General features: G+C 60.0%; 8 protein-coding genes and 2 tRNA genes. 2 read left to right on the top strand and 8 right to left on the bottom strand.

Features of this window, described 5'->3' with window-relative positions; all coding sequences use genetic code 11:
• Positions 1–699: 699 nt before the first annotated feature.
• Both B5G09_RS00570 and thrC read left to right on the top strand, forming a co-directional pair.
• On the top strand, positions 700–1,629 hold the full coding sequence (locus B5G09_RS00570; protein ID WP_087403600.1) for a homoserine kinase: 930 nt from the start codon (positions 700–702) through the stop codon (positions 1,627–1,629).
• 13 nt (positions 1,630–1,642) lie between these two features.
• The gene (gene thrC, locus B5G09_RS00565) at positions 1,643–2,935 is read left to right on the top strand and encodes a threonine synthase (RefSeq protein WP_087403599.1); all 1,293 of its coding nucleotides are present in this window, start codon (positions 1,643–1,645) and stop codon (positions 2,933–2,935) included.
• Between the two features lie 67 nt (positions 2,936–3,002).
• On the opposite strand, the gene B5G09_RS00560 is transcribed toward thrC, so the two are convergent.
• From B5G09_RS00560 to B5G09_RS00525, 8 genes are all read right to left on the bottom strand, one after another.
• Complete coding sequence (locus B5G09_RS00560; protein ID WP_162608217.1) at positions 3,003–4,928, bottom strand: PKD domain-containing protein; 1,926 nt, start codon at positions 4,926–4,928, stop codon at positions 3,003–3,005.
• Between the two features lie 2 nt (positions 4,929–4,930).
• On the bottom strand, positions 4,931–5,926 hold the full coding sequence (locus B5G09_RS00555) for an endonuclease/exonuclease/phosphatase family protein (protein WP_087308944.1): 996 nt from the start codon (positions 5,924–5,926) through the stop codon (positions 4,931–4,933).
• A gap of 19 nt (positions 5,927–5,945) precedes the next feature.
• Complete coding sequence (locus B5G09_RS00550) at positions 5,946–7,808, bottom strand: RagB/SusD family nutrient uptake outer membrane protein (protein WP_087403597.1); 1,863 nt, start codon at positions 7,806–7,808, stop codon at positions 5,946–5,948.
• A gap of 12 nt (positions 7,809–7,820) precedes the next feature.
• Positions 7,821–11,381 (bottom strand): TonB-dependent receptor, encoded by a 3,561-nt coding sequence (locus B5G09_RS00545; RefSeq protein WP_241147516.1) that lies wholly within the window; start codon positions 11,379–11,381, stop codon positions 7,821–7,823.
• A gap of 195 nt (positions 11,382–11,576) precedes the next feature.
• Positions 11,577–12,566, bottom strand: coding sequence for a FecR family protein (locus B5G09_RS00540; RefSeq protein WP_087403596.1), 990 nt, complete (start codon positions 12,564–12,566; stop codon positions 11,577–11,579).
• Between the two features lie 40 nt (positions 12,567–12,606).
• Entirely contained in the window at positions 12,607–13,179 is a 573-nt protein-coding gene (locus B5G09_RS00535) for an RNA polymerase sigma-70 factor (protein ID WP_087403595.1), read from the bottom strand.
• 161 nt (positions 13,180–13,340) lie between these two features.
• Positions 13,341–13,416: transfer RNA gene (locus tag B5G09_RS00530), tRNA-Lys, on the bottom strand.
• Positions 13,417–13,519: 103 nt separating this feature from the next.
• Positions 13,520–13,592 (bottom strand) — tRNA-Lys (locus B5G09_RS00525).
• Positions 13,593–13,695 lie beyond the last annotated feature (103 nt).

Raw genomic sequence — 13,695 nt, 5'->3', positions numbered from 1 at the left:
GGTTTTTGGGTATTTTGATTACTGTTTGCAAAAATAGAGGGGTGTTGTCTTATGATCTGATCCATCTTTTGGGATGGCAAGTCCTCCTTTTGTCTCGGTGGCGGATGGTGCCGATTGGGTGATATTCTGAGTGATTACGATTTTTCGAGGCGATTGTGCGTGGAACGTGTTGTTTTATACATATATATAATGAGGCGTTCTTGTTTGTGTTGAAAAATGATTACGAATTGTTATGCGGATTTGGATTTTTAAAAAAATTGTTTTATATTTGCCCTTGATGAAACTTCTGAGAAACCATATCGCCCCTGTTTGGGAGTGCGGATCCCGCTTCGAAAGGTTGGGAGCCGCTCTTTCCCGGGTCGGAATCTCCGGCCGCAGGGCGCATGGTGGTTTCGCCGTCGGTCATACGACCGCCGTTGTCACGTTCCGTACCCTTACCGGTACGGGTACCACCCCTGTGGGGGTCCTGTAATCATCATCCGTCGCATCGTCGCATGCTCCCCGGCCCAGGTTGCCGGAGCGGATATTCACCAAACGAAAAAGTCTCCGAACTGATTCCAGACAGGAATCCGGCGCTGATGCATCCCTTGTCGGGTGCGGCAGCCCTCACGGGGCGGATCACCGGCTCACAGTCGGACGAACCGTCCATTCGGAGCCATCCATTTCCGAAGTTTTATCCATCCAAAAAGCAGAATCGAAATGAAACACATAGAAGTCTTTGCCCCGGGAACGGTGGCCAATCTGGGATGCGGATTCGATGTCATGGGGCTGACGCTCGACGGCGTGGGCGACCGCATGGAGGTCATGGTCGAGCCCGATGCCGAAGGGTTCGAGATCCGCAACGAAAGCGGCGTCGAACTGCCCGAATCGCTCGACGAGAATGTCATCACGCCGGCCGTACGGGCCATGCTGGCGGCCTACGGCGGTTCGGTGCGGGTCATCATCCGCCTGCTCGAGAAGATTGTCCCCGGAAGCGGTATCGGTTCGAGCGCCGCCTCGTCGGCCGCCGCCGTCTACGGGATCAACGAACTGCTGGGATGCCCCTTCTCGGTCAAACAGCTCGTCGAGTTCGCCATGCTGGGCGAGGCGCTGCAGGGCGGGACGGCCCATGCCGACAACGTGGGACCGGCCCTGTTGGGCGGGGTGGTGCTGATCCGCGGTTACGAACCTTTCGATATCGTGCGGCTGCCCGTTCCCGACAACTTCTTCTATGCGGTGGTCCATCCGCAGATTGTCGTCAGCACGAAGATGGCCCGCGAGGTGCTGCCGCACGAGATCCCGCTTTCGAAGGCCGTCAAGCAGTGGGGCAATGTCGGCGGACTGGTGGCGGGCTTTGCCCTGCGCGACGTGGCGTTGATCGGCCGTTCGATGCAGGATGCCGTTGTCGAGCCCTACCGTAAGGGGTTCATTCCGGACTACGATGTGCTCAAGCAAGAGGCAATGGGGCAGGGGGCCCTGGCGCTGAATATCGCCGGATCGGGACCGTCGGTCTTTGCGCTGGCTTCGGATTACGCCGTGGCCTGCCGCATCGCCGACAGCATGGAGCGTCACTTTGCCGGGCGGGGGATTGCCAGCCACACCTATGCCGGACGGGTCTCGAATGCCGGAGCGCGGATTGTCGAATCGTAAAACAGCAGATCTCATGAAGTGGTACAGCACACGCGATCAGAAACGCGAACACGGTCAGTCGCTGCGCGAGGCCGTGATGATGGGTTTGGCCCCGGACGGAGGCCTTTTCGTGCCGGAGCGGATTCCGCAGGCCGATCTTTCGGAGGCCGAGCGCCGGGCCGACGAATCGTATGCCTCGCTGACGACCTACCTGGCCGGCCTCTTTTTCGACGGGGATCTCGACCCGCAGCAGATCGCTCGCCAACTGGCCTCGTTGTATGATTTTCCGGTGCCGCTGCGACGGGTCGGCGATCGCCGCTACACGCTCGAACTCTTCCACGGCCCGACCTGTGCCTTCAAGGATTTCGGGGCGGGGTTCATGGGACGGATGACGGGGCTGCTGGACCGCGGCGGCGAGCGGCTGGTGATCCTGACGGCCACGTCGGGCGATACGGGCAGTGCCGTGGCCCACGGTTTTTACAACGTTCCGGGTGTCGATGTGGTGGTGCTCTACCCCGAGGGGCGGATCAGCCGCTTGCAGGAGTGCCAGATGACGGCCCCGGGCGGCAACATCCACCCGCTGCGGGTCAACGGATCGTTCGACGACTGCCAGCGGCTGGTCAAGGAGCTCTTCGCCGACGAAGCGTTCCGGCACCGGCGTCGTGTCACGTCGGCCAACTCGATCAACCTGCTGCGCTGGATCCCGCAGGCCTTCTACTACTTTTACGGCTATTTCCTCTGGCGGCGGGAGACGGGGGGCGACCATCCCGTGATCGTCGTCCCGAGCGGCAACTGCGGCAATCTGGCGGCCGGCATGCTGGCCCGCAGGATGGGGCTTCCGGTCGGGGGCTTCGTGGCGGCCTCGAATCTCAACGACGTGGTGCCGGAGTTTCTCGAAACGGGCATTTATCTGCCCCGGCCTTCGGTCCGTACGCCTGCCAGCGCGATGGATGTCGGGGCGCCGAGCAATTTCGAACGGATGTTGTGGCTCTGCGGCGGAGACCCCGACGCGCTGCGGGCCGAACTGAGGGGCTACCGTTGCGACAATGCCACGATCCGACGGACGATCGATTCGCTCTACGAACGCTGCGGTTACCTCTCCGATCCGCATAGTGCCGTCGGTTATGCGGCGTCGGTAGCTGTGGGCAAACCGGGCTTCTACCTTTCGACGGCCCATCCGGCGAAGTTCGGCGAGGTGATTGCCACGGTAACCGGACGACGGGTCCCGTTGCCCGAACGGCTTGAGTCGCTGACTCGCCTCCCGCAGCATGCCGATCCGCTCGAGGTGGATCTTGGGGCGCTGGAGGAGTTTGTGGCCCGCGTATGACGAGGAAACGCCGACTGCCCGATCGGGCAGCCGGCGCTTTCCGGAGTTGGGGGATTTGTTTTCTGAATCAATACTGGCAGGCGGTTTTGCTCGGATTACCGGCCATCTGCGACCAGGAATCCGCCGGAGCCGTGGCCGTGGCATCCACGGCAAAGAGGGTCGGCTGGTTGTTCAGCATGCCGTTGCAGTAGATGACGCCGTTGGGCGCGATCGTCGGCGAGGAGTCCAGCTTGTCGGCCAGGTGGAGCGCAGCGAGTTGTGTACCGCTTTTGGCGTCGAGCTTGACGAGGTTGCCGTTGGTCGTGTCGTTGTAGTAGACGGCGTTGTCGTTGCCCACGGCCGGGGTGCCGGTGATTTCGCCTGCGGCGGCATGCTCCCAGAGGATCTGCGAACCGTCGGACGATACGGCCGTGACGTATCCGGGCGAGCAGGTCGTGACGTAAATCGTGCCGTCCTCGCCGAGAACCACGCCGCCCGGGGCTTTCTTGGAGACCAGATTGCCCTTGAGCGTCTGGGACCACAGCGGAGCCGGTTTGATGGTGTTCGGAGCGGCCAGAATGCCCGAGACGTCGTAGCTCAGCAGCATGGCGCTCGAGTTGTCCTGTTTCTGTCCGACGATATAGACCGTCTTACCGTCCTTGCCCACGGCGATCGAACTTCCGTACTGGGAGATGCGATAGCTGTTGGCCCCGAGGTTTCCGGTGTTGTCGTTGCCGCTGTCGGGGCGGTTGAAGGCCCAGGAGTCACCCGTGGGCAGGTAGATGCGCGTACCGTAGTTTCCGCCGCCGCTGGCCAGAATGATGCCGCTCTTCAGCGCTATGGGGCTTCCGAACGATCCCGAATTGGCGTGCATACCCACGATGCCCGCACCCGATGTCGGATCGAATACCTGAACATGGGCGCTTCCGCCGTTCATGTTGGGATTGTTGTTTGTGAGGTTCTTGGCCGCGACGATTACATACTTGCGGGCGTTGTAGTCGAGGATGGCCGGCGAACCGAAGAAGAAGTGTTCGTTCTTGTTGATGGATCCGGCATCACCCGTATGGAGGATCCTGCCGTCGCGGATGATGTAGAGTGCGGCATGGTCGTTTCCGTCGATACGCTGGTACCCGACGGCATAGACCGTTCCGTCCTCGTCGACCGAAGGCGTCAGCGTGAAGGGGTCGACGATCGTCGACTGGTCGGGATCCAGATCGATCCGGCAGCTCTTCTGTCCGCCGTCGACACCGGCCGAGACTCCGGTCAGATGGTATCCTGACGAAAGGACATAGACCAGGCTGCCGCCGGGGCTCACGGCCGGCGACGATCCCTGTACCGTACCCTCCGTGTCGTAGGGATACGACCAGAGGATACCCATGCTCGTCGGACTCTTGGCAATGTCGATCGTCACGCTCTTCGTGTTTTTCGAGCGGCGGTTGTCCGTGACGGTGAGTTTGATCTCGGTTTTGCCGTGCGAGCCGAAGGTGTGCTTGACGGAGGCGGCCTGCTCCGGGTCGGAGACCGTCACCACCTCGCCGCCGAACGACCACTCCCAGGCGACGATCGAGCCGTCTTCATCGGGATCGGTCGACCGGTCGATGAACTCGACCTCCTGATTGGCCTGAATGGTGGCCCCCTCTTCGCCGTTCACCTTCCAGGTGAAGTCGGCCACGGGCGGCGTGTTGTCGTCGATCACGCGGATGACCTTTTCGAAGACATCCTTCTGCGAGCCGCGGTTGGTGGTCACCGTCTGCCGGACGACGTATTCGCCGCCCTGATCGACGTAGAAGGGCTCGGGAGCCCCCAGATCATAGAGCGTCTGCCCCATGTATTCCCATTTGCAGACGGCGATCTCGGCATTTTCGGCGCTTGCCGTGTTGGTGATCGTCACCAGATCGCCGGTTCGGTACTCCTCCTTGTCGGTGGTGAATCCGGCGTGCGCCCGGATCTCCTCGTCGGGCGTGCATGCTGCCAGCGTCATGACAGCCAGTATGGCATAAAGAATCCGTTTCATGGTCATTTGTCAATTGTACAGGTTAGCGTCCCCAGAATGGGATAGTGGTCGGAGATGTACTTCACCCCTTCGTACTCCTTTTTGATGACGGCGTATTTTTCCGGGATGAAAACCGAGCAGAAGATGTGGTCGACGATCAGCCCCGACGAGGATCCGAAGCCCTGGTAGGTCGGCGAATTGTCGGAGTTCCGGCCGTTGTCGATCCGGCTGAGATAGTCCCGCACGTTGGTCATCTCTTCGAGCGGACCGAAGATGTAGGGCTGGGCGTAGAGCGTCTTGTTGAAGTCGCCGGTCAGGATCAGAGGCAGGTTGTCGACGTTGAGGCGGTCGATCTGCTCCTTGAGGACGATCACCTGTTTGACGGGTACCTGATCGTCGGTACCGTTGACGTCGATGTGGGTGTTGATGAAGAAGAACCGGGCTCCCGTTTCCTTGTGCCGCAGGATGACCCAGGTGGCCATGCGCGGTTGGGCGGACCCTTCGTATGCCGAACCGGGAATGGAGGGGGTGTCCGAGAGCCAGAAGTAGCCCCAGTCCACGTTCAGACGTCCGCCCGAGGCGGGCTCGACCTCCGAGGAGCGGTAGAAGACCGGAACGAACTCGTCGTTGGCCGAATTGTTGTTGCGGCGTCCGACGCCGAGCCATTTGTAGTCGGGCCAGGCCGTTTCGAGATAGCTCAGCTGGATGGGACGGGCCTCCTGTACGCCGATCACCGTGGGCTGCTGTTCGTCGATCATCGGTCCGAAGGCCACTTTGCGATAGTCCCAGCGGTTTTCGCCGTCCATTTCGGGATTGTTGCTGTTGGCATAGCGGATGTTGAACGACATGGCCTTGACGGTCATCTGCGTGGCATCCGGATCAGTGGGTTCGTCGGGGGTTTCGGGCTCCTCGGTTTCGGGGCCCTTGTAGAATTCCGAAAAGTCGGGATCGCTGTCTCCGCATCCGGCCGTCAGCAGCGTTCCCGCGATCAGGAATAAAAACAACGTCTTGATATTCATGGTTGTACTTTTTTTACGGTTAGTTGGTCCAGCCGGGGTTCTGGGTCAGCGTATATCCGGCCGCGAGGTAGTTGCGGATCTCCTGGGCCGGGATCGGATAGAGGTACTGCCGGTCGTCGTCATACCAGATCCGCTCCTCGCCCGGAAACCAGTAGAGGTCGTATCCCGTCTGATCGGAGCCTACGGCATAGTAGGATGCCTTGAGTGTGCCGTCCTTCTTGAAGGCCTCGGTCGAGACCTCGCTTTCGTTCTCGAAGACGACCTTCAGTTCGACGGTTGTTCCCGCGAAACCCGACGGGGCGTTCGAACCGGGTGTCAGGATGCAGACGTCGGCGACTCCGTCGCCGTTGAGGTCGTGCGGCGTGTCGAGCGCCGGGAAGTGGATGCCGTTCCAGGGCAGCGTGACGAGCAGTTTGCCGCATTTCCAGCGCCGCAGGTCGTCGAAGCGGAATCCTTCGCAGAGCAGTTCGATGGCCCGTTCGCGACGGATCTCGAGCAGATCGACACTCGTCAGATCGGGATAGAAGGTCTTCTGCAGGTAGGTGTCGACTGAGGTTGGCTGGGTCGGGGAGACGCCGGCCCGCTCGCGCAGGGCGCCGATCGTCAGCTCCCAGTCCGAGGCCGAGAGGCTTCCGCCGTTGAGTTCGGCCTGGGCCTCGGCGTAGTTGAGCAGCACCTCGGCATAGCGGATGATGGGAATGCTGTTGGTGTTTTTGCCGTTTTCGTACTGTTTGCCGTCCTGCGAGAACTTGATCATGTGATAGCCCGTCAGGTTGGCGATGCCGAGCTGAGCGACGGTGACCTCCCCGTCGTAGAGGTAGTTCAGGCCGCGGATGCTCTGTTCGAGGCGTTTGTCACGTCCGACGAGCTCCTGGGAGAAGCTCTTCCGGGCATAATCGGCCTGGTCCGTGAAACGGGAGCCGTCGGTGTTGAGGTAGGTGTTGACGAACGAGCGGACCGGGCTCCACATTCTGCCGTAGGTGGCCACGTTGAACCACCAGTTGGTTGTTCCCAGATAGCCGTCGCTGCCGCTGGCGCACAGCACCAGAATGTTTTCGTTGGTCAGGGGCGATTCCCGGGTGAAGAGGTCGCGATAGGGGGTCTCGCCGGCCTTGTTGATCGAATAGAGCTTGCTGTCGATGACCTTGCGGGCGGCATCGACAGCCTGGGCGTAGAGCTTCTCGGGCGTGAATTCCGTCAGCGCGGCGATCGCGGGCTCGTCGGCATGGTAACGGCGGTAGGAGGCTTCGAAGAGGCAGATGCGGGACTTCAGCGCCGCGGCCGCATATTTCGAGATCAGCGAGTTGCCCACGGACGAGGTGGTCGTGATGTGATCGTAGGCGAAGTCGAGATCGGCGATCAGGTTGCGGATGATCACGTCTCTCGAATCGCGGTCCTTGTACATGAGATCCATCTCCTCGGGCTGCAGCTGGTGTTCGAACCAGGGCACGGCACCGTACTGCCGCAGTTTGGTGTAGTAGAACCAGGCGCGGAACCAGCGGGCGATTCCGACGTAGTTGTCGCGGGCCGAGGCCTCGACGGCACAGTCGTCGGAGTAGCATCCGTCGATGAAGTAGTTGATGTTGCGCAGTGTGCCCCAGCTCCAGCTGGTGGAGGTTTCGGCCGTGTAGCCGCTCGTGAGGAACTGGTTGACACCTTGCACGGCGGCGATGTCGCACATGGCATCCTGCTGGTAGCAGTTGCTCAGGGTCGGCAGATCCTTGTAGAACGAATTGGTATAGAGCTCCAGTCCGGACTCCTTGCCGAAGATGATCGTACGGTCGGCTTCGGTGCGCATGCTCTCCGTGAGGTCACATGCGCAGGCGAGCGCCGCGAGGCTGCCCAGAAGCAGCGATCGGAGAATTATGTGTTTGCTGTTCATGGTTGAGACGGGTTAGTAGGTGATCGAGATTCCGAGGCTGAAGATGCGCATCGTGGGGTAGTTCATCGCATCGCCCTTGTTGACGTTCGATCCCGAGAGGTCGGTATCGGAGCCTTTCGAAGCGGTCAGCACGTCGTAGTCGCGCGTGTGGCGGTAGAGTGGTGACCAGGACCAGAGGTTTTCGCCCGAGAAGTAGACGGAGACCTTCGACAGACCGATCTTCGAGATCCATTTCTGCGGCAGGTTGTATCCGAACTGGAAGTTCTTCAGCCGGATGTAGGAGACGTCCTGCAGGTAGCGCGTATTGGCCAGTCCCTTGTAGAAGGGGGGATAGTAGGCGGTGTAGCGCGGCAGATAGGCATCGCGGTGGTTTTCGGTCCAGTAGTTGCCGATGTGCCAGGTCGGGAGCTGGTTGTAGGGGCGGTTGTACTGGCCCCAGAAGGTACTCTCGGCGCTGGGATACCAGTCCTGCTTGCCCACACCGTCGAACAGGGCCGATAGGAAGAAGCCGTTCCAGTCGGCCGAGAGCGAGATGGTGTACATGTAGCGCGGTTCGGAGTTTCCGATGATCTTCCGGTCGCCGGGGTTGTCCACCGTGTTACCGCCGTTGTCGATGTCGTGGTTCCCGTTCAGGTCGGCAAAGCGCATGTCACCCGGGCGGGCGTTGTGGTCCTTGGGGATCTCCATGAGCGAGTTCTTGTAGGGTTGGCCGTCGAAGGCCGTGGCGATCTCCTCGGTCGACTGGAAGAGTCCCGTGCAGACGTATCCCCAGATTTCGCCGATACGCTGCCCTTCGTAGTAGTCCGAAAGTTTGCGTGTGGGGTTGTTGTAGCGGTCGATGATCGAGTAGTAGTCGGCCAGCGTACCCTTGATTCCGAAGTGGAAAGGTTTGCCGCCCAGCTGATAGGTGTCGTTGTAGGAGAGCGAGATTTCGTAGCCGTAGGTGCTCATGTCGGCGTAGTTGCCCTTCGGGGCGGAGGCTCCGTAGGTGTTCGGGAGCGTCGGGCCGACGGTGTACATGTCCAGCGTGCGGCGCAGGTAGTAGTCGGCCGTGAGCTGGATGCGGTTCTCCCAGAATCCGACGTCGATACCGCCGTCGATGGTCTTCGAGGTCTCCCAGCCGATGTTGTCGGGGATCTGGTTGGGGCTCGAGACGTAGGAGGTGAGGGCCTGACCGTTGAGGTAGCGGTTGTTCGAGCCTCCGACTCCGTTGACATAGCGGTTGTTGAGCGAGAACTTCTCGATGTAAGTGTAGGGGCTGACGTTGCTGTTGCCCAGGGCACCGTACGAGGCGCGGATCTTCAGATTGGAGACCACGCGGGGGTTGACCTCCCAGAAGGGCTCCTCGGAGACGCGCCAGGCGGCCGATGCCGAGGGGAAGAAGCCCCACTGCGAGTTGTTGGGGAATTTCGACGAACCGTCGTAGCGGCCGTTGATCTCGAGCAGATAGCGGTCGTCATAGTTGTAGTTGAGGCGGAAGAAGGCGCCGACATACCGCCAGCGGTTGGCCGAACTGGAGATCGTCTTGCCCTCGTCGGACTGGGCGAAGGCGATGTCGTTCAGGTCGGGCATCAGCAGTCCGTAGCTCTGGGCGGTGATGGCCCGATAGTCCTGCTGTTCGTAGTTGTAACCGGCCAGGACCTTGAAATGGTGCCGCTCCTCGAAGGTGTCTTCGTATTCGGCATAGGCGTTCGTGGCCAGATAGGTGGTCGTTTGGGTGGTGGTGGCGATGTAGTCGCCCGTCTCGGGGGTTCCGAGGTAGCTGATCTCACCCTCCCGGGTGCTGTAGGGGATGGCCGTATCCTTCTTGTCCTGGATGTAGTCCTTGGTGCGGAAGGTGAAGTCGCCCGTCAGGCGGAGTTTGTCGTTGAGGAACGACATGTTGACGGTGGTGGTATTCTTGAGCGTCTTGGTGGTCCGGTCGATCCAGTTGTTTCCGGTGAGGAGACCGCCCATCGAGTAGGCGGCCGAGAGAGTCAGCGTGCCGTCGGGGTTGAAGAGCGGCGAGGAGGGGTGACCTTCGCCGTTGATGCCGCGCCAGACGACGCCGTCGCCGTTCGTGCCGCCGCCGTCGGAGTTCTTGCCGCTGGTGGGCATGTGGTACTTGTCGAAGGTGTATTCGAAGTTGTTGCTGACCTTCAGCCACGGGAGGACCTGTCCGGTTACCTTCGAACGGAGGTTCATCGTGCGATAGGTGTCGGGCGAGTAGTTGAACAGACCGTTGTAGTCGTAGATACGTCCCGAGAGGTAGTGGCTGATCTTGCCGTTCGAGCCGCTGATCGAGATGTTGTGCGACTGTGCGAAGGTCTTGTCGCGGTAGAGGGCGTCGTAGTAGTCCGTATTGCCGAAATAGATGTAGTTGCCGTCGCGGTCGACGATGGCGTCGAGCGGGTTGTGGGCGAGATTGCGCTGGCGGAAGTCCTCGAGCCAGCCCTGCATGCCTCCGGCATAGGCGGTGAAGTCCTGCGACTTGTTGAGCTTGTTGAAGGTGTCCGTGCCGCGGTGGCTGATGTCGGCCTGGCGGGCCAGATAGGCGTAGACGTATCCGTCGCTCACCACGTCGGGCACGGCAAAGGGCTGTTCGATGGAGAAGTTGCCCGTATAGTTGATCGTGAAGGAGTCCTTCTGCCGGGCGGGGTCCTTGGTGGTGATGAGCACCACGCCGTAGGGGGCCCGCGAACCGTAGATGGCGGCCGAGGCGGCATCCTTCAGGACCGAGACGCTTTCGATGTCGTTGGGGTTGAGCATGGCCGGATCGCCCTCGACGCCGTCAATGAGCACCAGGGCGCTGCCGCCGGCGCCGATCGACGTGGTACCGCGGATGTTGTACGATGCCGAACGGTTGGGCTTGCCGTCAGCCAGCGAGATGTTGAGGTTGGGCACGGCACCCTGCAGCATCTGGGTGACGTTGGCCACGGGGCGGTTCTCGAAGACATCCGACGAGACGCTCTCGACGGCGCCCGTGAGGTTGACCTTCTTCTGCGAGCCGTAGCCGACGATCACCACGTCGTCGAGCGTCTGGCTGTCCTCCTTCAGAACGACGTGCAGCGAGGTGCGGGTTCCGACCTGAACATCGGCCTCGGCGTAGCCCAGTGCGGAGATGTGCAGGACGGCGTTTTCGGGGAGCTCCTCCAGATGGAATCCGCCGTCGATGTCGGTGCTGATACCGCGCGTGGTGCCCTTGATGATCACGGCGGCCCCGACGACCGGGAGTCCCGATTCATCGACCACCGAACCCTCCACGGATCGTTTGCCGGGAGTCGGTTTGGCCGGAGCCGTCAGTTTGGAGAGGTGGATGATCTTCTGCTCGACGTCGTAGCGCACCTGCTGGGCGGCGAAGACGCGATCGAGCACCTGACCGATCGTCTGTTGGCGGACGTCGATCGAGACCTTCCGCTGGACGTTGATCTCCTGGGGTTTGTATACGAACGAATAACCGTATTGGCTTCGAAGCCGTTCGAGCACCTGTTCGATCGTGACGTTATTCATCGAGAGGGTGATGCGCTCGTCGCCGGACAGGGGCGGCTGCTGGGCCGCGGCCGGCAGCGACAGCATCACCAAAGCGAGCAGCAATACGGTTGATCCTTCAAAAAATCGTCTGATAAATTTTGAAATAGGATCACTTTTCATACTTTTGTGAAGTTTAGGTTGTTAAGATGCGAGTTTTAATGACTGGGAACGTGAATCGGGGAGGTAGCGACTCTCCGATTCTTTTTTGTTGCGGGGTCGGTTGGGGTCAGTTCGTTTTACTCATAGGCAGCAGGGTTGTTATCTTTTTTTACGGATGATGATCATCTCCTTGTCGCGGTCGATGCGCAGGTCGTTGCCGGCGATGGCCCTGAGCATCTGGTCGAGGCTCTCGCCGTTGACGAAGGCCAGCGAGTAGGGGGTCTCCCCGACGCTGCGGTCGACGATGAAGATCTTGACCTTGAAGACGCGTTCGAACTGGGCGGCGATTTCGTCCAGCGGCTGGTTGTTGAAGTAGAAGTCGCCGTGACGCCACGAGAGATAGGCCTCGGCGGGCTGGTGGCGCTGTTCGACGGCTCCGGAGACCTTGTCGTAGCGGACGACATCGCCCGGGACGAGCAGTATGTCGCGTTTGAATTGTTCGCGGGCGACGCCCATGCTCACCGATCCTTCGATCAGGCTGACGGCCACGGAGTTCATATCCTCGTAGGAGGTGACGTTGAAGCGGGTTCCCAGCACGCGCACCTGCACCTGGTCGGCGCCGACGATGAAGGGGTGTTCGGCATCCTTGGCAACCTCGAAGAAGGCTTCGCCGGCGAGGAACACCTTGCGGGTTTTGCCGTTGAATTGGCGGGGATAGATCAGGTGAGATCCGGCATTGAGCCAGACACGGCTGTTGTCGGGCAGCACAAGCGAATCGGTATGGCCCTGAGCCACGGCGAATTCGCACCATTCGACGTCGGCCTGACGGGGATTGAGCCATAGCAGCAGGCTGAACAGGGCCACGGGCAGGAACAGCGCGGCGGCCAGATTGCGCACGCGGCGGCCCCAGACGATCCGTCGTCCGATGGAGTCCGAGAGGCCGACCCGGCGGCAGAAGCTGTCGAAAGCGGCCCGGCTGCGGAGTGCGTCCCCGTTTTCGGGAATCGTCTTCCAGTAGTCGTGGAGCGTCTGTTCGGTCTCGGGCGAGAGCGGCGTTTCGCAGAGTTGGTCGAGCGCCTCCAGATTGCTCTGCGCCGAGCCCTTGCCGTGGATCCAGTCGAATATCTTGTTGTGCTTGGAATTGTCCATTTTGCCTGTGCGTTTTTAGAATAGACGCACAAGCGGGCGATCATACCCAACGCGAAACGAAAAAAAAGAACAATCCGGAGACCAGCGGCCCGAGTGCATGGCGTATGTCATTCAGAGCCAGCGACAGATGGTGCTCGACGGTGCGCTTCGAGAGGCTGAGACGTTCGGCGATCTCGGCGTTGGAGAGGTGCTCTTCGCGGCTGAGGCGATAGATCAGCTGCCGTTGGGCGGGCATTCGGGCGATGGCGTTGTCGACGAGCCGGGCCATTCGTTCCGAGTCGTAGCAGTAGGGGAGATCGCATGAGGGTTCCTGACACTCCTGTTGGGCCAGGAGGTATTTCAGACTGGACTGCTTGCGCCGGAGGTAGTCGCAGGTTTCGTTGCGGGCGATGGTGAACAGATAGGCGTCGAACGATTGGATGCGGACGAGCGACTGGCGGTTGTTCCAGATCTTGAGGAAGACATTCTGCGTGAGATCGGCCGCCGAATCACTTCCGTGCAGGATGGTCCGGATGAAGCGGAAAACCTTGGCATGGTAGCGCATGAACACCTCCTCATAGGCGTTTTTTTCGCCTCGGGAGAGGCGTTTGAGAAGATCGGGATCGGTGTTCACGGGTTAGAACGGTCGGTTTTGTGATTCAAAGATACGAAAATAATGATTCGTCCGGACTTTTTTGTCTGAAAAGTAATCGAATCGTCATATCGGACCGTGGGTGCTGCCGGGGATGGGTCAGATAAAGAAAAGACCGACAATCTTTCGATCATCGGTCTTTCTGGTACCCCCTCAGGGGCTCGAACCCTGGACCCCAACATTAAGAGTGTCGTGCTCTACCAACTGAGCTAAAGAGGCATCAATCATTAACTGATTGCAGGTGCAAAGATAGGGAGAAAATTTTTATTTCGCAAGACAAATTGAAAAGAAAAAAGCGGAAATCCTTCGATTTCCGCTTTCGTACCCCCTCAGGGGCTCGAACCCTGGACCCCAACATTAAGAGTGTCGTGCTCTACCAACTGAGCTAAAGAGGCATCAATCAATTTCTGATTGCGAGTGCAAAGATAAGTATAATTTTCTTCTCTCCCAAGAAAAAACGAAAAAAAATACAAAATTCTTTTTCCGAGGCTCTGCCGG

This window comes from Alistipes sp. An54 (genome assembly GCF_002159375.1).
In the GTDB taxonomy this organism is placed as follows: Bacteria; Bacteroidota; Bacteroidia; order Bacteroidales; family Rikenellaceae; genus Alistipes; species Alistipes megaguti.
The sequence above is the reverse complement of the archived record's forward strand: the minus strand, read 5'-3'. Positions and strand labels throughout refer to the sequence as shown.